The following is a 20,239-nucleotide window of genomic DNA, read 5'->3' as shown; positions in this document are numbered from 1 at the left end:
CCGTTGCTTCGGCAACCCCTGCTGCATTTCAGGTTTTGGATGCGCCCGGATCGCCGACCCCCCATCTTATGGAAGAGCAGCTTCTCAGCCTTGACGACTATATCGCGATCCTCAAGCGCCGCAAGTGGCAGCTCATCATCCCTGCGGTGCTGCTGTCCATTGTCGGTATGATCACCGCAGTCGTGCTCCCGCCGACCTACCGTTCGACCGCCACCATTCTGATCGAACAGCAAGAGATCCCCGACGAACTGGTTCGCTCGACCGTCACCAGCTATGCCGCCCAGCGCGTGCAGACCATCAGCCAGCGGGTGATGACCACCGAGAATCTGGGCAAAATCATCGAGAGCTATCAACTTTATCCCGAGCTGATGCAGCGCTATGGATTGGTTTCTGCCGTCGAGCAGATGCGTGAAGATATTGAGCTTGAGATGATCAGTGCCGATGTCATCGATCCACGCAGTGGCCGCCCAAGCGAGGCAACCATCGCCTTCTCGCTGTCTTTCGAGAGCGAATCACCCACTGTGGCGCAGCGCGTCGCCAATGACATTACCTCGCTTTTTCTCAGCGAGAATTTGAAAGACCGCCAGGAATCCGCCAAAGAGACGACGGCCTTCCTTCAAAAAGAACTGGCCAAGCTAACCGATAAGCTTTCGTTGCTTGAGGCGCGACTCGCTCAATTCAAAGAAGAACACGGCCAGAGCCTGCCGGAGCTCAAATCGCTGAACATGCAACTCATCCAGCGCAGTGAAGATCAACTGCGCGATACCGAACAGTCGATTCGCACCTTAGTGGAGCGAAAAATTTACCTGGAGGGACAACTCGCGCAGATCGATCCATACAGCGAGCTTTTCTCTGCCGATGGCAGGCGTGTACTTGGGCCGGCGGATCGGCTCAAGGCGCTCGAGGCGGAGTATGCGACGGTGGCCGCGCGTTATTCCAGTCAGCATCCCGAGCGCATGCGCATCGAACGGGAGATCGCCACGCTTCGCCAGCAAGTCGGGCAATCCGCGAATGCCAGAGCGGAGCTGGAGCGGTCCTTGAAAGAGCAGCAGGAGGAGTTGGCGGGCCTGCGCGAGCGCTACTCGACCGAGCATCCCGACGTGAAAGCGCAGACGGGCGCCATCGCGATTACCCAACGGCAGCTCGCGCAAGCAAGGCAGGGTGGTTCGGCGAACTCTCCCGGGGTGATCGACGCTGACAATCCCGCCTACATTCAACTCCAAGCCCAATTGCAAGCGGCCGTCGTAGAGCTGGCTTCGCTTCAGGAATCTCGCGAGGAGATCCGCAGCAAGCTTGCCGATTTGGAAGAGCGCATCGCCAAGGGCCCAAGAATCGAGCTTGAATACCAGGCCCTGACGCGCGACCATGAAAACGCCATGTCGAGTTATAGCGAGGTCAAGCAACGTCTGGTGGCGGCCGAACTCGGCGAGGCCATGGAGGCCGAGCGCAAAGGGGAGCGTTTCTCCCTCATCGAACCACCGCGACTGCCTGAGCAGCCGGCGAAGCCAAACCGGCTGGCGATCGCCTTCCTTGGGCTGGTGCTTGCATTTGGCGGCGGCGTCGGTAATCTCGCGCTCCAGGAGGCGTTGGATAAGAGCGTGCACAACGCCCGCGATGTGGAGCTGATCACCATGGGGCCGCCCTTGGCCGTGATCCCTTTCATCGAGACCGAAGCCGACGTCCATCGGCGCACCAGGCGGAGACTGATCGCCGTTCTCGGCAGCATTCTGGGTGTGGTACTAGCAACAGCCGCTGTCCATCAATTCGTGATGCCGCTCGATGTGCTCTGGATCAAAGTCCTTGATCGAGCTGGCCTGTTGCATACCGAAACACCGAACCCGAGCTGATATCGATCATGGAGCGGATCAAGCAAGCATTAGAGCGCGCTCGGGCTGAGCGCGCGGCGGCGCAATTGGCTGACGTCCCTGTACTGTCGACGCAGAAAGTGATTGCGCAAGAACAGGAGACCAAGCCCGCCGGTCCCGGCGTGCAAGTGTCCTATACAGAAACGCGCAGCTTGAGCCTTGACCCGGAACAGCTTCGCGCAAAGCGCGTGTTGCTCAACGAGGTCCGCAGCCCCATTGTGGATGCTTACAATGTTTTGCGCACGCGCATCTTGCAGCGGCTTCGCGCCAACGCATGGAACGCCGTCGCCATCACCAGCCCGCGACCTGGTTGTGGCAAGACGCTCACATCCATCAACCTCGCCATTAGCCTCGCCCGGGAGGTGAATCAAACCGTACTCCTTGTCGATCTCGACTTGCGCCGCCCATCGGTGATTCGCTACTTCACCGACGCCGACTTGCCCGGAGTCAGCGACTACCTGCTCGAACAGCGCGAACTCGCCGAGATCCTCGTCAATCCTGGTATCGAGCGTCTCGTGTTATTGCCAGGGCACAGCTCCTTCACCAACTCCTCCGAGATGCTCTCCACGCCGCGAATGGTCCGTCTCGTCACCGAACTCAAGACCCGCTATCCTGATCGCATCGTCCTGTTTGATATGCCACCCCTGCTGGCCGGAGACGATGTCTTGGCCTTCTCCCCCTACATTGATGCCATCATGCTCGTGGTCGAGGCTGGTGGGACAACCCGCGATGACCTCAGGCGCGCATGGAATTTACTCGGTGGCAAACGCATTCTTGGCGTGGTGCTAAACAAGGCGGACGGCGACTCGTCCGGCGACGGGTATTATTAGCGGCAATGCCCATGAGCCGGAATGCTAAACAGCGCAGCGATGTCTTAGGCGCCCACCATGTATGAGAATTTCTACGGATTCAAGGAAAAGCCCTTCTCCCTGCTGCCCGATCCGAGCTTTCTGTTTCCAGGTCGCCAGTACAGCAGGGCCTTCGCCTTGTTGGGGTACGCGGTGGTCAGCAATGCGGGGCTTGCGGTCATCACGGGGGAGGTTGGCTGCGGCAAAACAACGCTCATTCGCCAAATGCTCAACCAGCTGACTCAGCGCGCCACTGTCGGCCTCATCACCAACACCGCCAACATGCGGGAACACTTGCTCAAGCGAGTGATGCTCGCCTTTCGCCAGGAATACCGGGACATGGGGCCCGTCGAGCTGCACGAGGCCCTGGAGGACTTTCTGATCGGCGAGTATGCCCGCGGTCAACACACAATTCTGATTGTGGACGAGGCGCAAAATCTCTCCATCGAGACACTCGAGGAGCTGCGCCTTTTTTCCAACATCAACGCGGACAAAGACCAGGTGCTGCAACTTCTGCTGGTCGGCCAACCCGGGCTCAAGCAAAAACTGGAGCACCCGGACTTGCAGCAATTGGCACAGCGTGTGGTTGTGAGTTTTCATCTCAGCCCGCTGAGAGACCGAGAAACCCCCATCTATATCCGTTACCGCGTCAGACACGCGGGAGGAAACCCGGATTTGTTTACCGATGCCGCTGCGGCAATGGTTCACGCGCACTCCGGTGGTGTTCCGCGTCTGATCAACGTCCTCTGCGACATGGCCTTGGTCTACGGCTACAGGGACAGCGCGAAACGGATCGATACCCCCCACGTCGAGGCCGTGATTAATGATCGCACCGGCCGGGAGCCGCCAGGATAGCAAGGGTGATGCCACGTCAGTGTCCCGGTTTTTATCTGACGACTGCTGTCGAGGCCGGGGGCGCTATCCGACGAGCGGCATTGAACATGTGACCTTCATCACTATAATTAAGAGAAATGCGCCGTTTAGTACAGTGTCAGCAGAAACCGCTAATCTGATCGTCTTCTCAGCCGCAGGCGTGAGTCACTGATGGGGCAGCGGAAACAACGTTTCAACCTGCCACGGCACTTCAGAGCCTTTGTTTTTCGATCAAAAATTCGGCAGCCGGGGGTTCAATGAGACCATTCATAAAGTCCATCGAAGCTGAGCCGACCTCAATATCGGTTTTTCTTGGGCTGCTTCAGCCGCACCAAAAGAGCGCTGGCGCAAAGTGCGGTCGCACGGATTGGGAGACCCAACTATGAAAAAAGCTCTTAAATTTTTTGGCGGCGCGGCACTTTTTGCGGCATCGATACCTGCTTTCGCGGCCTTTGTGCTGAATACAAACGGCTCGGCGACGCAAAACTTTGGTAGCGTAAATAATGGAGCCCTAACTGTGTCCGGCGGCTCAGGTGATTCGGCCATCGGTTCACATTCCTACAGTGGTGGCTGGGTGGGCGCTGACGTCTCTTGGACCGGCGCAGGCACGACCGCCTTTACGGTCGAATTTCTCGGGGAAAATGCCGGTTGGAACAACGAATTCGAGTTTGCGATCGGTAATTCGATATTCACAAACAACTCAACGGATACCGGCACGACGGTAACCACCTCGTTAAACAGTGGGGAATTTGGCTTTAAATTCCTTGCTAACGGCGGAAGCCAAGTTACAGTGACGAATTTCACAAACCTTTCGAATTTTGACAGAAGACCCGCTCCGATTTTCTTTTCCGCCACAGAAGACAACGGTTCATTACTTGTACTTTGGCTTGATGATAGCGGCGCGGGGCCTGACACTGACTTCAATGACATGGGCGTGAGGATCACCGCGAGTGCGGTGCCCATCCCTGCCGCGCTCCCCTTATTCATGTCTGCCCTGGCCGGCCTCGGCTTTGCTGGCTACCGCCGCCGGAAAGCCTGAGTCGTCGTCTTCCAGCACGCTTAATCCGCGGCCCCAATCGGGGCCGTTTTCGTTTGCGAGACAATTGTCCCTTTGACCCACGACCACGTCTTCCCGAATCCCACCCGGTGGTCCATTCAGCGAGCCTTGCGCCTCGCGCTGACGGCCCTGCTCATAACCGCCACCAATATTGCACAAGCGGCGGAGCCGCCGCGAATCAGCCTGCCATCTCAGGCGCTGACCCCGAACCAGCTCGGGCTCGTCATCAATGAACTCGACCCTCTCAGCCGCCATGTCGGGGATTACTATGCGGCGCGGCGCGGAATACCCGAGGCTAACCTGATTCGCGTTAAAATCCCGCCCGGCCCGGTTCTGGATGCGGACACCTTTGGCGAGATTTATCAACAGGTCCAACAACAAACGCCAGAGCAGGTTCAAGCCTACGCTCTGACCTGGACCGAGCCCTACCGCGTCGAATGTATGTCCATCACCACCGCCTTCGCCGCTGGCTTTGATCGCGCGTTTTGCGCCAAGGGCTGCAAGCTCACCCGCCCGAACCCCTACTTCGCCACCAATAGCCGGGCGCCCAAGGATGACTATGGCTGGCGACCCACCATGGCGCTAGCGGGGGAGAACTTCGATGACATCAAGCGACTGGTCGAGCGTGGTATCGCCTCCGACGCGACCCGACCAACGGGGACGGGTTACTTGGTCAGCACCGATGATGTGGCCCGCAACGTGCGGGCGCGGCAATATGGGCGCATGATCGACAGTCTTGGCGGCATCGTGCGGCTGCGCCAGGTGGAGGCCAATGCCATTCGCTATCGCCCGGATGTGTTGTTTTATTTCACCGGCCTGGCCCGGGTGCCGGACATCGATACCAATACCTATCGGCCAGGGGCCATCGCGGATCACCTCACCTCCGCCGGCGGCGTGCTGACTGGCAGCCGCCAGATGAGCGCCCTGCGCTGGCTGGAGGCGGGGGCCACCGCGAGTTACGGCGCCGTCGCGGAGCCTTGCAACTTCCCGGCCAAGTTTCCCAGCCCAGCGGTGTTGATCGCCAATTACCTCCAGGGCGCGACCGCCATCGAGGCCTATTGGAAAAGCGTGGCCATGCCCGGCCAGGGCATTTTCATCGGCGAGCCGCTGGCGCGGCCCTACGGCGGCTATCGCATTGACCACCAGAGGGCCGAGAACGCCTCCGAGGCCGATCACTGGGACCTCACCACCCACGCACTCTATCCCGGGCGCTATCGACTCGAAAGCGCGCTCCAGCCGCTGGGACCTTACGCGGAGCGCGCCACCTTCATGAAAAAGGGCGCCGCGCCCTTGGTGCTGAAGCTCCCGGCGGACGATGCGCTTTTCTACCGGATTGTGCCGGCAGCACCCTGAGAATTCCGCCTGGCAAGCGGACCGAAATGCCTCGCCGCTTGCGCGGACGGCGATTACCGTGAAACAACAGGCTTCATCCTCCGGGTTGGCCCTGACCACGGGCGTTAGATCTGCTCCAGCGTGGCGCGCGCTTCTTCAATGCCAGGAAAGCGGCTGCCATCAGCAAGGGCGCGCTCAAGGGCGGCTCGTGCCTCATCGTCGCGCCCAAGGGCGAGGTAGGTCATGCCGAGGTGGTATTCCAGCTCCGGGAAGGGTTCGCCAAGCGACGTTGCCTGCTTAAGCGTCGCGAGCGCGGCTTGGTGGTCGCCGCTTTTGTAGTAGGCCCAGCCGAGCGTATCCAGCAGCACGGGCTGCTCGGAATCCTCGAAGCGCTTGGCAAGCTCTAGCGCGCGCGCGGCTCCCGCCTCGTCGAGATTGGGCTGCATCAGCAGCACCATTGCAAGATTGTTGGCGACCACATCGGCGTTCGGCGCCTTGTCGAGCACCTCTTGATACACAGCAATGGCATCGCCGCCGGATTGCTGAATCAGGTTGCCGAGATTGTAGAGCAGGAAGGCATTGCGCTCGGTCGCGTCGGCGCCCTGCTCGAGCGTGGCGGTGGCCGCGTCGAGATCGCCGCCGCGTTCCTGCACGCGCGCAAGCCCGAGATAGCCCGTGGGCGATTGTGGATGGCGCTGGATAATGTCCCGGTAGGTGGCGGCGGCCGCCTCGTCCTGCCCGCGCGCGGCCTGAATTTGCCCCAGTAGCTCGGCGGCGGCAATGCTGGTCGGCAGGTCGGTCGCCAGCGCCTTGGCTGTCGCCTCGGCCGCCTCTGGCTGCTCGAGCGCCATCTGCACCCGCGCCAACGCCAGGCGCGGTTCCGGCGCCTTGGGCGCGATTGCCAAGGCCTGGTCCAACTCGGCCTTGGCGCCTTCCAGATCCCCCTGCTCTTGCAGACTGAGTGCGTGCAAATAGTGCCCTAGCGGGTGGTCGGGGCGCTGCTCGAGCAGCATCGCCGCGGTGTCGCCGAGCGCGCGCCAATCCCGCTTGCTGAGCTGAATCCGCGCCAGGGCACTCTGCGCCTCGATGCTGTCGGGCACCTTCGCGAGCAGGTCATCCAGGGTCATTTTCGCCCCTTCGAGATCGCCGCTATTGGCCTGTAGCTCGGCCAGCTGAAAGTAGGGCCGCGGCTCATCCGGGGCGGCGGCGATGAGATTGCGCAGGGCCTCTTGCGCCAGCGCGAGCTCATTCTTGGCCAGATGCACTTGGGCCAACAAGCGCATGGCGGGAAGGGATTCCGGGCGATTGCGCAAGATGGTGCGGGTATCGGCCAAGGCCTGGGCGGTGTCGCCCCGATCCAGCGCGATGGCGCCGCGCACCAACAAGGCTTGCTCGTGCTGGCTTTCTTCCGCGAGCACCTCCTCGGCCAGCGCTAGGGCCTCGTCGATGCGCCCCTCGGCCACCGCGAGTGTCGCCAGGCGGGCGCGGGCGGTCAGCCCGGCGGCGTTCAGCCTCGCCCGCTCGGCCACGTCCTCGTAGGCTTGCCGCGCCCCTTGGATATCATCCTGTTGCGCGCGCAACTCGGCCAGCGCGAGGCCAAGGTCGAATTCATCGGGGTACTCGGCAATCATCTCGCGCAACGCCTCGCTGGCGGCGTCCGCCGAGCGCACTTCCGCCAGATAACGCGCCAAGGCGATCTTGGGCGCGCTGTCATCGGGAATCAGCGTGATCGCCTCGCGCAGCACCGCCTCGCCCTTGTCTGGCTGCTCGTGCTGGGCCAGGTAGCCCGCGAGGCGCACCCGGTGGGAGAGCACCTCGGGCTCGCTCGCGACGATTCGCTCCAGTACCGCGGTCGCCCGCGCGACATCGCCCTGCGCCTCATAGACGCCGCCAAGCATGAGCTGGACTTCCAGGTCATCCGGGTAAGCGGCGAGCGCCCGCTCGAGCAGCGCGATCGCGGCCGCCGGGTCATCCTGCGCGAGCCGAAGTTGCGCCAGCAGCGCCAATGCCTCGCGTTGCTCGGGATTGATCGCCAGCGCGGCCTCTACATCCTGAACCGCCGCGCCCAAGTCTCCTTGCCGCCGCGCCACGGCGCCGCGCAGCATTAGCGCCTCGGCGTTCTCAGCATCCAAGGCAAGCACAGTCTCGGCTTCCGCCAGCGCGTCCTCGGAGCGATTGGCCGCCAGCAACAGCAGGCCCTTGCGGACCCGCGCCTCGGCCAGGTTGGGATCGATCTCCACCGCGCGCGAGTAGCTGCCGAAGGCCTTGCGCCACTCGCCAAGTCCCTCTTGGACGCGGCCCAGCATGTACCAAGAGCGCGCGTTCTTGGGCTCGACTTGCAGGGCGTTCTTGAACTCCAGTTGCGCCTTCTCGAGATTGCCTTCCTCGAACAGCGCCATGCCCCGCTCAACATAGCGCGCACTGGTCTCCTCGGCGCTGCAAGCGGAGAGCGCGGCGACGATCAACAACGCCGACACAGCGGCGGCTAGGGTGGCGAGCACTGACGGAGTGCGCAGCGAGTGGCCAGTTTTTATCTTTGCTTTCATTTCAAGCGATTCCATGGATGCATTCAGAGGGTGCGCGTTCAGCCGCGCCGAATCAGGTGGGCGGATCAGCCCCCCGGCCCGGATGGTTAGGAACTCTCCGTGCGAGTGTGGATTCAGTCCTCAAGAATGACGAAAAATCCCGGTACTGTCCAGCAGTCCCATCCCCTGCGAAAGCCATGTCGATGGTTAGCGGTTTTTCGCGCTTTAGGCTTTATCCGACCTTGACGCCAGGTTTTATTTTTTTCAAGATTCGTGCTAATTTCCCTTAACATTCTCGCAGCGACTCGGAACCCAAAGGAATGGCGAACTTCAATGATGCTCGCGTCAACAGCTTCCATTGGCCAGCGGTTTGAGTGGCACGCGCTTTGCCCCGGCAGTGAGGTCTTAGCTCTAGCGTTGGATTCCGCCCTACGAACCCAGATTAGTTTTTTGCCATGACCGCCCCGCAACCCCCGATACTCGGCGGAGATACGCGGGGCGATTTCCCCACCAACACGCTGTTTTTCTGGCTGGCCGACGCGAGCATCATCATGCTCTCGCTCGTCGTTCTCGCGGCCCTCCTCAACGCGAGCTGGGACATCCACTACTGGATGGCCGCCTTGCTTGGCGGTTTGATTTTTGCCATCTACGCGCAACCCGCGGGAGCCATTGGCACCCGACGGGGGCAACCCGCCGACAGCTTCATTTGGCCCATCACCACTGCCTGGGGAGCGACTGCGGCGACGCTTACCGCTGTCGCCTTTATCACCCAAACCTCCAATGAGTTCTCACGCCTTGTTACCCTTTGCTGGTTTCTCGCGGTACCTTTGCTTCTGTTTGCCTGGCGCTACGCCGGAATTCATTTTTCCAAGAAGCTTTACGAGTCTGGCCGGAATATCAAGCAGGCCGCGATTGCCGGGTCCATCGACGAATCCGCCGAGTTGATTCGCGTCATCGAGGACAACCCCGATCTCGGCCTGCGCCTGGTGGGCATTTACGATGATCGCAACCTAAATCGAGACAGCGAGAAGGAAACGCGCGAGGATCTCTTTCGTGGCAACTTCAAGGCATTGATTGGGTCTGCCCGAACGGGAGTTGTCGATCTTGTGTATATCACCCTACCGCTCAAGGCGGAGAAAAGGATATCCGATCTGATCCGCGACCTTTCCGATACCACCGCTTCCATCCACTATGTCCCCAACCGAATGACCTTCGACCTGCTCCACTCGCGGTGGATTTACCTCGGCCCGCTTCCTACCCTAAGCATCCGCGAGACGCCCTTTTATGGCGCCGATGGCTGGCTCAAGTCCCTTGAGGACCTTGTTCTGGCGCTGATCGCTCTGGTGCTAATTGCCCTGCCCATGGCCGTGATCGCGATCGCGGTCAAACTCGATTCCCCTGGTCCGATATTCTTCCGGCAAAAGCGCTATGGCCGCGATGGCCGTGTCATCCCGGTGCTGAAATTTCGTACCATGCGGGTGTGCGAAGACGGCGCGCAGGTCACCCAAGCCACCAAGGGCGATTCGCGCGTCACCAACCTCGGGCGATTTCTCCGCCGCTACTCGCTTGACGAGCTGCCCCAGTTCCTCAATGTGCTGCGCGGGGACATGTCCATCGTCGGGCCCCGGCCGCACGCCGTAGCTCACAACGAAGCGTATCGCCGGCTCATCCCCGGCTACATGCTGAGACACAAAGTCAAGCCTGGCATCACCGGTTGGGCGCAGGTCAACGGGCTGCGCGGTGAAACAGAAACCACCGAGAAAATGCGCAGGCGGGTGGAGTACGACATGGACTACATCCGCAACTGGTCCCTGTGGCTCGATCTAAAGATCATCGCACTGACCGCGATCCGCGTGTTAGCCGACGCGGATGCCTACTAATCGAGGCTCCCTCATTTGGCGCCGAGGGCCCCCGCGCGAAATCAGCGTTCACCCAAGCCCCAGCGCCTCTGCGGGGCTAGCATCGATCAATGTCCGTGTCAGAGCGTGTCACCGCTTCCCATGGAGGACAAGCTCGCGCAGTGCCTTTCGGCTGCCGAACCTATCCTCTATCCTGGGTGGCCATGTTCAAAAAGGCCGCATCGCTTACATGCCCACCGAGCCCCAATACTCACCAAGCGCGCGGGAGAAATTCCGCCGCGTTGAGAATGCAGGCCGAATCGCCCGTCGCCCGGATGCTAAACAGCCCGCGATTTTCCACCATGGCTTCCGCTCCCGCATCGGCACTCAGCCACGCCATCGCTCCGTAGATGCGGTTCCCAGCATAGCGTGGTAGCCATGTTTTTAGCTGATCGAGCTTGCGCATAAAGTCTTTCACATCCTCCGGGCGCAAAGTGGTCTTGACTTCCACCACCACCATCTCCGCACCGTTGTGCGCGAGGATATCAAATTCGTAGTTTCCCCCGTCTGGCCGTTTGCCTTTCAGTCGGGTCGTGGTGTCGGCGATGGGAATGCCGCGCTGGGTTAGGATTTTCACCAGATCGCCCTCCACCAGCGATTCCATCAACAGGCCCCATTGACTGGTGAACAGCTTTTCGAGCTGGTTCAGCTTGCGGTCCGTCTCCTGAAATTTCCGATCGGTCTCCTGTGATTGCTCTTTCAGCAGCCGGCCAGTCTCCTGAAACTTCCGATCTGTCTCCTGAAACAAGCGCCAAACGTCATCGAGCGAGGGCTGTGCGGCAGACATCGTGGCCTCCATATTTGATTGTTTGACAGGAGTATAGCGCTTGCCTCGGCTCCCGTGAGAAACCTCAGTCCCCGCAATCCCAGGACAGCGAGGGAGTGCGTATCCTCGCGTCAAACAGGCTCGAGCCGTGCAAAGCCGACGGCGGCTGAACCGACTCCGGTGATTGCGACTATACTTTATGAGGATACGGCAATAGACCAAAGCCACAACCCCTCGCTCGGAAACCCGATAAATGCAATGGTCCGACGTGATCAGCGACCCAAGCCTAGGCAATCTCCCCTATAATATTGAGCTAGATGCCCGAGGGAAAATTTTGATGAGCCCGGCATCCAACCGTCACGCCATCCAGCAGGCGCGCCTTGTCCGTCTGCTGGTAGAATGGCTTGATACTGGTGAAATCGCATCAGAATGCTCCATTGGCACGCACCAAGGTGTCAAAGTCACCGATGTCGCCTGGATGTCCACGGCATTCCTCGGGCGTCACGGCGATACCACACCCTACCCACAAGCCCCTGAACTGTGCATTGAGATCCTTTCCCCGTAATCGGCGATATGGCTCGGATTTTAGAAGCGTGATGCCGACCAATCTCTATGGTCCGGGGGATAATTTCCACCCGCGCGCGCGTCCCGCTCGAAGACGGGCTCGCCCAGACCTATGCACGGTTTGTCGAACACCAAGACAGCCTGCGCGCCTAACGCACTACGATTGAAGAAAGCCTGCGACAACACGCCCATGAAGACAGCTCTCATCAGCGGCATCACCGGCCAGGACGGCGCCTACTCTGGCGGAATTTCTGCTCGAGAAGGACTACATGATGCACGGCATCAAGCGGCGCAGCTCGCTGTTCAACACCGACCGCATCGACCACCTGTATCAGGACCCGCATCAAGTGGACCGGCGCTTCGTGCTGCACCATGGCGACATGACCGACAGCTCGAGCCTGATCCGCATCATGCAGCAGGTGCGACCGGATGAAATCTATAACCTAGCCGCGCAAAGCTCCTGCAACGGCATTACAACCATAAAAGCACCATCCGCGGCGAGACCTTCGTCACCCGCAAGATCACCCGCGGGCTCGCGCGCATTAAGCTCGGCCTACAGGAGCGGATTTACCTCGGCAACATGGACGCCAAGCGCGACTGGGGTCACGCCAAGGACTATGTGCGCATGCAGTGGATGATGCTGCAACAGGAGCAGCCCGAGGATTTCGTCATCGCTACCGGCAAGCAGTACTCGGTGCGCGAATTTGTTGAAAGCGCCGCGCGCGAGATCGGCATCGATATCCGGTGGGAAGGGGAGGGCGTCAAGGAGAAAGGCCACGACCAAACAACCGACGCCTGTCTGGTGGAGGTCGACCCGCGCTACTTCCGCCCGGCCGAGGTCGAGACCCTGCTCGGCGACCCGAGCAAGGCCAAGGAGAAACTTGGTTGGGAGCCAGAGATCAGCTTCGCCAACTTGGTGGCCGAGATGATGCGCGAGGATTTGAAAGAAGCAGAACGCGATGCCCTCTGCAGTCGTGAAGGCTATGCTGTCTATCGCCATAATGAATAGCGAAAAACCGGTGATTGACGTCCCGTTGTTTTTTTGACCAATCCTTATTGAGATAATGAGTTGCCGGAACTGACGCTCGGGCATGATCGCTTCTGGAGCGCATCAGCCAGGCCGGGCAGCTCGAAGAGCTTGCTGACAGATCTGTCGCATGCCCTGGCAGCAACGCTGGCTGGCCGTCTTGCGCGCCGCAGGTGATCCCCAATCCTGTCTATCGGCTGAAGGCGAAAGCACCCCTTGTGCGTTATAACTGGAGACAGCGACGTGTAACGGGCGACCGGCGCACCCGCGCCGATAACCTCATCTAGCGCCTGCGCAGGGGAAAGAACTGGTTCTCTATCGACTTCCTTTTGAATTCCAATCCACCATCGGAGGCGGAAATCAGAGAAAAAAATGACACATTGTTTATATGGTCCGGCTTCGATTTCATGCTGATCGGTTGCGGTTGTCACTCCAAAAAACTTATTTGAACATAATGGGATGGTCCGCCCCGCTCCTAAAACGACCCGGAAGCGGGCAAAATAGGCGATGGAAAACCCACCTATCGTCTAGCAAGAACGGAGCAGACCCATGAAGAAGTTTAGCAAACAACCCGTCGCCACCATCGGTATCGATTTGGCCAAAAACAGCGTTCACGTCTTTGGCGTCGACGCCCAAGGCGAGGTCGTTTTCAGCCGCAAGCTGGCGCGCCATGCCTTGAGTGCCTTCATCGCCCAGCAGCCGCCATGTCGCGTGGCCATGGAAGCTTGCGGTAGCGCCCATCACTGGGCGCGCACCTTCCGGGGCTTCGGCCATGAGGTGGTGCTGATCGCGCCGCAACATGTGAAGCCCTTTGTGAAGACGAACAAGAACGACGCCGCCGATGCTGAGGCGATCTGCGAAGCCGCCCGACGTCCCCGGCAGCGGTTTGTGCCGATCAAGAGCGTGGAGCAGCAAGACATCCAAGCGATTCATCGCATGCGCTCCCAGGTGATCGCCCAGCGTACCGCCTTAGTCAATCAGGCGCGTGGGTTGTTGGCCGAATATGGCATCGTCATGCCGCAGGGACGAGCGGCGGCCATGCGTCGGCTGCCTGAGATTCTGGAAGACGCCGACAATGGACTGAGCGAGCGCTTTCGCGCCGAGCTCCATGGATTGCTCGAGGAACTGCGTCACCTCGATGGACGCGTGGCCCATTACGATGCCCACATCAAAACTGTCGCCGACACCAGCGAGCCGGCCCAGCTGTTGATGAGCATTCCCGGTATCGGCCCGCTGGTGGCCACCGCCTTGCTCGCCACCCTGGGCGATCAGTGGGAGCTGTTTAACAATGGCCGGGCGCTGGCGACCTGGCTTGGGCTGGTGCCACGACAGCACTCCACCGGCGGGAAAGCGCGCTTGCTTGGCATCAGCAAGCGTGGCGATGTCTATCTGCGCCAGCTGCTGATCCATGGCGCTCGCGCGATGATGCGTTGGGTTGAGAAAAAGGAGGACGCTTTCAGTCACTGGGCGCGCGATCTCAAGCAGCGCCGTCATGCCAACGTCGCCATTGTCGCGATGGCCAATAAGCTCGCGCGCATCGCTTGGGCGGTGATGACCACCGGCAAGCGCTTCGATCCCGCGCGCGGGGCGCTCGCGAAGCCGGCCGCCGTAAAGGCCTAACGCCGCGCCGGCCACGAACAATCATCTTTAACCAGCCCTTGAACGGGCGATAACCGAGTTCCACACCACGAGTTGCGAAGAGTGAATTTCACTGTGATGGCATGAAAGGGACGACCGCCTCGCCGAAAACCTGGAAGGGTCCAAAGCCAACGTACGTTGAGACTGAGAACCTGATTGAGGACGGTGAGGTACGCGCATTCCATTAGGGCACGGGATCGACTTCGACGATGATCCTTCAACGATGCCGGATATATGGCTGCAACGTTTCCTTCTGCTGATCAGCGATTTTCCTCTTGCATCGCGGGGCGGACCATATATGGACCCTTTAATTATTCTGGCGATCGACACGCGACACTAATGCGCCCCTTGGCGGGTAAGAAAGGCTCGACATCCTCGACGCGCACGTCTGCAAAGGCGCACTGTCGCGCGCTGAAGTCAGTGAAAAAGCGCTGAACATGCCACTGGTAATTCGCCACCGTTGCTGTCGACAACCCGCGTCCGTGTTGCAAATCCTCAACGAAAGCATCGAAGAGAGGGGCAAACGGCTGTGGCGTCGATTCTGGTTCCGGGATGCACAGACGGCCCAAGTAGCTGAGCCATGCAATGGCGGGCTGCCGGAACAGTATCTGCGACCATCGAATCGTATGCGCACGATGACGGCTTCAGGCTGGACGAAGGTGAATAGGTATTTTTGTACAGACCTCCGAGGTCGAGTCTCTAAAAATACTCTATCTTGTTAAGTTTATTAGATAATTCAGAAAGTTGAGCAGTTGGTTGATAGATTGCACCGCATAAGCAGCTGATTTGCTTTAAGTGGTGCACGAGGAACCCCCGGTGATTTGGGGTCCAAGTATCCAAAATAGCGGCCTCATTCCGGTCGATTTTGGGAGGTCTGATGTGACGAAACCGGTTTTCATATTCTCGCTACCGAGATCGGGCTCGACGCTGGCGCAGCGCATATTGACGCGTTCGTCGGCGGTGGCGTCGGCGTCCGAGCCGTGGCTACTGCTGCCCTTTCTCTACACGCTAAGGGAGCGAGGGCAGTTTTCCGAATACTGGCATGGCCGGACAGTCGAGGCAGTCCAGGATTTTTGCGAAATTTTGCCGGGCGGTGAAGCGGCCTATCGCGTCGAGTTGGCCGGGTTTGTTCGTCGGCTCTATGGCCGGGCGGCGGGGAAGGAGGCGATCTACTTCCTGGACAAGACGCCCCGCTACCATCTGGTGGCCGAGGAGATCGTGGAGATGTTTGCGGACGGAAAGTTCATTTTCCTGTGGCGTCACCCGTTGGCGGTGGCCGCGTCAATTATGGAGACCTGGGGCGGCGGGCGTTGGAAGCTGCACGCCTACAAGATAGATCTCTATACCGGTCTGGAGAATTTGGTCGATTGCTATGAGCTTCATGCCAACCGCGCCCTCTCGATACGCTACGAGGATATGGTTTCCGAGCCGGAGGCGACCTTTAGGTCGATCATGGAATATCTTGAGCTGCCGTTCGAAGAGGAAATGGTTGACAGCTTTCCGGAAGTGAAGCTTAGTGGCCGCATGGGCGATCCGACCGGTACTCGGCAATATTTTGCGCTGAGCGATGAGCCTCTGAGTAAATGGAAAAAAGGATTCTGCAATCCGGTCCGCAAGCAGTGGGCACGTTCTTACCTGCGCTGGCTCGGTACGGAGCGGTTGAGCACCATGGGCTATGACCACGATAGCATCATGGCGGAGCTGGATGCGATTCCGCAACAGATGAAGAATCTGGGCTGGGATGTACTGCTGCGAACGTACGGAATCGTGTACTGCCTGTTCGAGCCAGCGATTGTCGCCTACAAGCTGCGAACCGCAAAACGCTGGTTTCGTGTGCATTCGCACCGGTGAGACATTGGGACGAAACAGGACGAGAGTTGCATGAAGGTAATGGCGAACTCGATACCCAAAGGTGGAACGCATCTGCTATTTAGGCTCATTTCGTTGGCTGGGTTCGAGGAAAACCCGTTTTGGATCGGTGCCGATCTCATTCGTGGAAGATTCGAGCTACTGCGACGTGTGACGCGCGGTGGTTTTGCGCGGGAGCGGATCACCATCGGGAGCGAGGTGCCGGTCGAGATCGGCGTCAACTGGCTACGCCGCAGGCTCGACAAGTTGCCGGACGGCGCTGTGTTCGGCGCGCACTGCCTTTATTCCCAGCCGATCCGCCGGCTGCTGGCGGCCAGTGATGTCTCTGTGGTCTGCATGCTGCGGGATCCGCGTTCGATTGCGGTGTCGCACCTAGATTACATTAAGCGAACTCCGCGTCATTTCTTTCACCCATTTTTCATGGCGCTGGGGGATGACAATGAACGCCTGAAGATGTCCATCCTCGGTGGCCAGCTTGGGCCGTATACACTGCGCTCGCTGGCGGATCGCTACCGCGAGTACCTTGACTGGAAAGAGTCCGGCAGTGCGCTGATGGTGCGGTTCGAGGACCTGGTCGGAGAAAAGGGCGGCGGCTGCGCGGACCGGCAGCGCATTGCGATCAAGGAGACGCTGGGGTTTCTGGGGCACGGTGAGGACGCGGCACTCGCCGCGCACGTCCAGGCGAGCATCTTCGGTTCGACCAGCACCTTTCGCAAGGGGCGGATCGACAGCTGGCGCAGCGAACTGCCGCCGCAGCACCTGGCGATGCTGAATGACAGCCTTGGCCCATTACTGCCGGAAATGGGATACGAGGAATAGCATGAGTAAGTTTCTGCTGAACAGGAGAAATATCGATGTGCCGCCGATAATCGGAGGAGTTCTAGTGGGGCTGGCCGTGGTGCTGGCAGGCATAGGTGTTGTGATCAAGCCAGCCATGATCGTGGCTGGAATGCTGGTAGGCATTGTCTTTCTATTGTTTCCTGCTTCACTGCTTTGGGGGTTCTTTTTTTATCAATGGACGATGTATTTGCCGCACATCGGAGACAAGGTCGAGGCATACAAGCTCTCAGTAGGTTCGGTAAATGTAACACCGAACGATCTGTTCTTTGCCATGTTTGCCCTGTTGATCGGGCTGGGGATGTTGACCAGGCCGATTGCCTTCCGGCGCGCCCTGAATAACACGCTCGGCAAATTGGTGGCGGTTTTTTCCCTTTATCAGTTAGGTCAGATGCTGTGGTGTGCTTTTACAGGCGTGCCGATCGATACCGTGGTGCGCGAGGGCGTGAAATACCTGGTATGCATCTACATGTTCTATATCTTTTTGTATTTCGATCGTGCTCGGCTGGCGAAATTCGCCCGCTTTGCCTACATCCTGGTGCTGGTTCTGCCTCTGTTCCAGGTTTATATGCTGGCAAGCGGCGCAGTCTGGTATACCAGTTCGGGCACCGAGCGCACTTTCTTTATCGGTGCCAACATTCTCTACATGCTGGTGATCATCTATCATCTGGTCGGTTTCCGGTTCAATGCAATGAATATGTTGGTGATCGCCTATATGATCGCGGGCATGGTAATGACCCAGTACCGCTCGGCCTTCGTGGCCCTGCTGTTGGTATTGTTCTACGCGCTGGTTATCCTATTGCGGCGTGGCGCGGTCAGCCGGGTGGTGCTTGGGTCCATCGGCATGCTGATGCTGACAACGGTGTCGATAACCGTCGTGAGTTTCGTCAAGCCGGATTATCTGGGGCAGGTGGTGACCCGCTACTCCGATACCTTCAATACCGAAGATCTTAATGTTTCGCGGCGCGAAATCATGTGGAAGATATCCTTCGAGACCTTCCTGAAGAACCCGGTGCTCGGAGTAGGGGTGGCTCGTCCCATCGATATCGTGGCGGCGGTTCAGGAAGACAATGAAGGCATGCAGTGGTCCCCGCATAATTTTGTCATGCGCCTGCTGGCGAAGGAGGGCGCAATAGGTGCGGGGCTGGCCCTGCTAATCCGGGGAGTGCTGTTCAGGGGGGGGGTTAGCAAGAGGCTCCGTAATGCTGTGGGCGATGCAGACAAGCACCGCTTTTTGCTGACGATGATCATGCTGTTCGTTATCGATCTGATGAATGCCACTTTCACATATTTCCGGACGTCTTTCGTATTCTGGATGCTGGCCGGTGTCTACCTCATTGGTCTGGCGACGGCTGCTGAACAACAGCGAAAACCCAATGCAACCAGCGATGTTGGTGGGTAAATTTCACAAGAATTCTCTCCCGGGCAAGACCATGAAGCTATTTATCGCAATTCCTGTATTCAACCGACTGGAGCAGACCAGGGAATGCGTCGAGTCACTGGAACGCTCGGCTTTTCGGGATTTTGAGATTGTCATCTGCGATGACGGGTCTACCGATGGCACCGGTGAGTATTTGGCCGAACATCATCCTGATGTGAAGGTACTGCGAGGCGACGGGCAGCTGTGGTGGACTGGCGGCATCAACCGCTGCCTGGAATATATCCTGCCCCTGGCGGCTGATGAAGACTTGGTGCTCACCCTTAATAACGATGTCGTGGTTGGTCCTGAATTCCTTGACCGCATGATTGAGGCGCACCATGCGCGGCCCAGGGCGCTGATCGGTTCTATGGTCGTGTTCAAGGATGATCCCGGGCGGATTGAGACCGCCGAGTCGGTGCATAACTGGACCACGGCGAAAAAAGGTTACGCCAACAGGTTCGGCGAGCCGGTTACAGACCGTCATCACGGGCTAACGTCCGTGCCGAAGCTGTGCGGTAAGGGAGTGCTGATACCGGTAACGGTGTTCCGGAATATCGGGGTCTACGACCGCCATGCATTTCCGCATTATGCAGCGGACGAGGATTTTTCCATGCGCGCCGCCAATGCGGGTTACGAGGTGCTGCTGAACTTCGATGGCCGGGTGCTAAGTGATTACAAGGCTACCGGGATCGGGACCCGCCACACGCGGCCGGTGCTGGGCGAGTTCTTCAGGTCGCTGTTTTCCAGGCGCTCGCCGAACAATCTGATCATCAAGTGGCGCTTGACGTTCAGGCATTGTCCGAGACTCTTGATCCCACAGCACCTGTTGCTGGATTTGGCCAGGACCGCGGGCGGTTTCTTAAAACGTTACATTCAATATCATCTGCAACACTAAGGCCTGCCAGCTGCGACTCGTCGGGAGACATGCATATGTCAGCTGTGAAGATTTTTTTGAGAAACGATGATGTAAACAACCTGGATGCGGAACTCCTAGAGTTCTGGCGAATTGTTTGCGAAAACCGGGCCTGTGCGGACATGGCGGTGGAGCCTGCCAACGTGGTGGCGGAGACCGTGAGCTGGCTGCGCGAACTGAAGCAGAACCATCCCGATCAGATCTCGATCATCACCCATGGCTACGACCATGTCGACAAGGTCCCTGGTATGGGCGAGTTCGGTGGGCGCACCTACGAGGATCAGATAAAAGATGTCCGCGCGGGCCGCGAACTCATGGACAAAAACTTCGGGGACGATTTTTTTGCCGCGTTTACCTGTCCGCGCGGAGGACATAACCAGGCGACCATCCGCTGTATGGATGAAACCGGTTACAAGGTCTTTTCCTCTTATCACAACGTATACGCTAAGAACAAGATTCTCTACGGTGTCGGCCACCTGCTTCGCCGCACCCACCTGCTGGGTAAGCGGGTGTCCCACCACATGCAGCGCATACCTGGCTCGGGCCTAATGGATATTTCCATGAGCATGAGCCTGATCAAGCGCTATTTCTCGGATGACGACTGCGAGTTTCCGACGCTTGATTACCTGAAGGAGCGGCTGGACAGGATCCGTGCGACCGGCCAGACAGTTATCGGCGTGACCGTTCATCACCGTTACCACCGCCGTCCCGAGCATATGCAGCTGATTGCCGATGCGCTCAGAATGTTTCGTGACGAGGGCTGCGAGTTTTCCACCTTGGAAAGGCTATACAAAGAGCTGACCTGAC

16 protein-coding genes and 1 pseudogene are annotated in these 20,239 nt (G+C 59.0%); 14 read left to right on the top strand and 3 right to left on the bottom strand.

Annotation, left to right across the window (positions count from 1 at the left end; genetic code table 11):
• The first annotated feature begins 68 nt into the window (after positions 1-68).
• From Thiofri_RS17840 to Thiofri_RS17820, 5 genes are all read left to right on the top strand, one after another.
• Complete coding sequence (locus Thiofri_RS17840) at positions 69-1,847, top strand: Wzz/FepE/Etk N-terminal domain-containing protein (protein ID WP_009147527.1); 1,779 nt, start codon at positions 69-71, stop codon at positions 1,845-1,847.
• A gap of 8 nt (positions 1,848-1,855) precedes the next feature.
• A complete protein-coding gene (locus tag Thiofri_RS17835) occupies positions 1,856-2,695 on the top strand; it encodes a CpsD/CapB family tyrosine-protein kinase (protein WP_009147528.1) in 840 nt (279 codons plus the stop codon).
• 57 nt (positions 2,696-2,752) lie between these two features.
• Positions 2,753-3,568 carry an ExeA family protein gene (locus Thiofri_RS17830; RefSeq protein ID WP_009147529.1) on the top strand — a complete coding sequence of 272 codons (816 nt, stop codon included), beginning with the start codon at positions 2,753-2,755 and terminating at the stop codon, positions 3,566-3,568.
• 400 nt (positions 3,569-3,968) lie between these two features.
• On the top strand, positions 3,969-4,625 hold the full coding sequence (locus tag Thiofri_RS17825) for a hypothetical protein (RefSeq protein WP_009147531.1): 657 nt from the start codon (positions 3,969-3,971) through the stop codon (positions 4,623-4,625).
• Positions 4,626-4,697: 72 nt separating this feature from the next.
• Positions 4,698-5,996, top strand: coding sequence for a TIGR03790 family protein (locus Thiofri_RS17820; RefSeq protein ID WP_009147532.1), 1,299 nt, complete (start codon positions 4,698-4,700; stop codon positions 5,994-5,996).
• A gap of 104 nt (positions 5,997-6,100) precedes the next feature.
• Here Thiofri_RS17820 and Thiofri_RS17815 read toward each other — a convergent pair whose 3' ends face one another.
• On the bottom strand, positions 6,101-8,521 hold the full coding sequence (locus Thiofri_RS17815) for a tetratricopeptide repeat protein (RefSeq protein WP_009147533.1): 2,421 nt from the start codon (positions 8,519-8,521) through the stop codon (positions 6,101-6,103).
• Between the two features lie 434 nt (positions 8,522-8,955).
• Between Thiofri_RS17815 and Thiofri_RS17810 the strand changes: the two genes are divergently transcribed.
• Positions 8,956-10,380: an undecaprenyl-phosphate glucose phosphotransferase gene (locus Thiofri_RS17810; RefSeq protein ID WP_009147534.1), complete on the top strand. Its 1,425-nt coding sequence runs from the start codon at positions 8,956-8,958 to the stop codon at positions 10,378-10,380.
• A gap of 229 nt (positions 10,381-10,609) precedes the next feature.
• Here Thiofri_RS17810 and Thiofri_RS17805 read toward each other — a convergent pair whose 3' ends face one another.
• Positions 10,610-11,185: a hypothetical protein gene (locus tag Thiofri_RS17805; RefSeq protein ID WP_009147535.1), complete on the bottom strand. Its 576-nt coding sequence runs from the start codon at positions 11,183-11,185 to the stop codon at positions 10,610-10,612.
• A gap of 232 nt (positions 11,186-11,417) precedes the next feature.
• On the opposite strand from Thiofri_RS17805, the gene Thiofri_RS17800 reads away from it, so the two are divergent.
• The 3 genes and pseudogenes from Thiofri_RS17800 (at position 11,418) to Thiofri_RS17790 (ending at position 14,375) form a co-directional block, all read left to right on the top strand.
• Positions 11,418-11,729 carry a Uma2 family endonuclease gene (locus tag Thiofri_RS17800; protein WP_009147536.1) on the top strand — a complete coding sequence of 104 codons (312 nt, stop codon included), beginning with the start codon at positions 11,418-11,420 and terminating at the stop codon, positions 11,727-11,729.
• 189 nt (positions 11,730-11,918) lie between these two features.
• A pseudogene (locus tag Thiofri_RS17795) lies at positions 11,919-12,737 on the top strand (GDP-mannose 4,6-dehydratase).
• Positions 12,738-13,304: 567 nt separating this feature from the next.
• Positions 13,305-14,375 (top strand): IS110 family RNA-guided transposase, encoded by a 1,071-nt coding sequence (locus Thiofri_RS17790; RefSeq protein ID WP_009147537.1) that lies wholly within the window; start codon positions 13,305-13,307, stop codon positions 14,373-14,375.
• A 329-nt stretch (positions 14,376-14,704) separates the two neighbouring features.
• Here the strand turns inward: Thiofri_RS17790 and Thiofri_RS24870 are convergent, their stop codons facing one another.
• Positions 14,705-14,851: a hypothetical protein gene (locus Thiofri_RS24870; protein WP_407702949.1), complete on the bottom strand. Its 147-nt coding sequence runs from the start codon at positions 14,849-14,851 to the stop codon at positions 14,705-14,707.
• A 421-nt stretch (positions 14,852-15,272) separates the two neighbouring features.
• Here Thiofri_RS24870 and Thiofri_RS17785 point away from each other — a divergent pair, with 421 nt between their 5' ends.
• The 5 genes from Thiofri_RS17785 to Thiofri_RS17765 are packed head-to-tail and all read left to right on the top strand — an operon-like array spanning position 15,273 to position 20,238.
• Complete coding sequence (locus Thiofri_RS17785; RefSeq protein ID WP_009147538.1) at positions 15,273-16,244, top strand: sulfotransferase family protein; 972 nt, start codon at positions 15,273-15,275, stop codon at positions 16,242-16,244.
• A gap of 30 nt (positions 16,245-16,274) precedes the next feature.
• Positions 16,275-17,081 carry a sulfotransferase domain-containing protein gene (locus tag Thiofri_RS17780; RefSeq protein WP_009147539.1) on the top strand — a complete coding sequence of 269 codons (807 nt, stop codon included), beginning with the start codon at positions 16,275-16,277 and terminating at the stop codon, positions 17,079-17,081.
• A 1-nt stretch (position 17,082) separates the two neighbouring features.
• On the top strand, positions 17,083-18,501 hold the full coding sequence (locus Thiofri_RS17775; protein WP_009147540.1) for an O-antigen ligase family protein: 1,419 nt from the start codon (positions 17,083-17,085) through the stop codon (positions 18,499-18,501).
• A complete protein-coding gene (locus tag Thiofri_RS17770) occupies positions 18,476-19,414 on the top strand; it encodes a glycosyltransferase family 2 protein (protein ID WP_323705519.1) in 939 nt (312 codons plus the stop codon). Before Thiofri_RS17775 ends, Thiofri_RS17770 begins: the two co-directional genes overlap by 26 nt.
• 35 nt (positions 19,415-19,449) lie before the next feature.
• Positions 19,450-20,238, top strand: a complete 789-nt coding sequence (locus tag Thiofri_RS17765; protein WP_009147542.1) for a polysaccharide deacetylase family protein — start codon at positions 19,450-19,452, stop codon at positions 20,236-20,238.
• Position 20,239: the final 1 nt, after the last annotated feature.

Source organism: Thiorhodovibrio frisius, from assembly GCF_033954835.1.
Taxonomy (GTDB): Bacteria; Pseudomonadota; Gammaproteobacteria; order Chromatiales; family Chromatiaceae; genus Thiorhodovibrio; species Thiorhodovibrio frisius.
The sequence above is the reverse complement of the archived record's forward strand: the minus strand, read 5'-3'. Positions and strand labels throughout refer to the sequence as shown.

What these genes read in the sequence shown, in the direction of transcription:
- Thiofri_RS17835 (WP_009147528.1), top strand. Translation starts at nt 1,856, where the DNA reads ATGGAGCGGATCAAGCAAGCATTAGAGCGCGCTCGGGCTGAGCGCGCG.
- Thiofri_RS17810 (WP_009147534.1), top strand. Translation starts at nt 8,956, where the DNA reads ATGACCGCCCCGCAACCCCCGATACTCGGCGGAGATACGCGGGGCGAT.
- Thiofri_RS17825 (WP_009147531.1), top strand. Translation starts at nt 3,969, where the DNA reads ATGAAAAAAGCTCTTAAATTTTTTGGCGGCGCGGCACTTTTTGCGGCA.
- Thiofri_RS17830 (WP_009147529.1), top strand. Translation starts at nt 2,753, where the DNA reads ATGTATGAGAATTTCTACGGATTCAAGGAAAAGCCCTTCTCCCTGCTG.
- Thiofri_RS17805 (WP_009147535.1), bottom strand. Translation starts at nt 11,185, where the DNA reads ATGTCTGCCGCACAGCCCTCGCTCGATGACGTTTGGCGCTTGTTTCAG.
- Thiofri_RS17815 (WP_009147533.1), bottom strand. Translation starts at nt 8,521, where the DNA reads ATGAAAGCAAAGATAAAAACTGGCCACTCGCTGCGCACTCCGTCAGTG.
- Thiofri_RS17770 (WP_323705519.1), top strand. Translation starts at nt 18,476, where the DNA reads ATGCAACCAGCGATGTTGGTGGGTAAATTTCACAAGAATTCTCTCCCG.
- Thiofri_RS17800 (WP_009147536.1), top strand. Translation starts at nt 11,418, where the DNA reads ATGCAATGGTCCGACGTGATCAGCGACCCAAGCCTAGGCAATCTCCCC.
- Thiofri_RS17765 (WP_009147542.1), top strand. Translation starts at nt 19,450, where the DNA reads ATGTCAGCTGTGAAGATTTTTTTGAGAAACGATGATGTAAACAACCTG.
- Thiofri_RS17775 (WP_009147540.1), top strand. Translation starts at nt 17,083, where the DNA reads ATGAGTAAGTTTCTGCTGAACAGGAGAAATATCGATGTGCCGCCGATA.
- Thiofri_RS17790 (WP_009147537.1), top strand. Translation starts at nt 13,305, where the DNA reads ATGAAGAAGTTTAGCAAACAACCCGTCGCCACCATCGGTATCGATTTG.
- Thiofri_RS17780 (WP_009147539.1), top strand. Translation starts at nt 16,275, where the DNA reads ATGAAGGTAATGGCGAACTCGATACCCAAAGGTGGAACGCATCTGCTA.
- Thiofri_RS17840 (WP_009147527.1), top strand. Translation starts at nt 69, where the DNA reads ATGGAAGAGCAGCTTCTCAGCCTTGACGACTATATCGCGATCCTCAAG.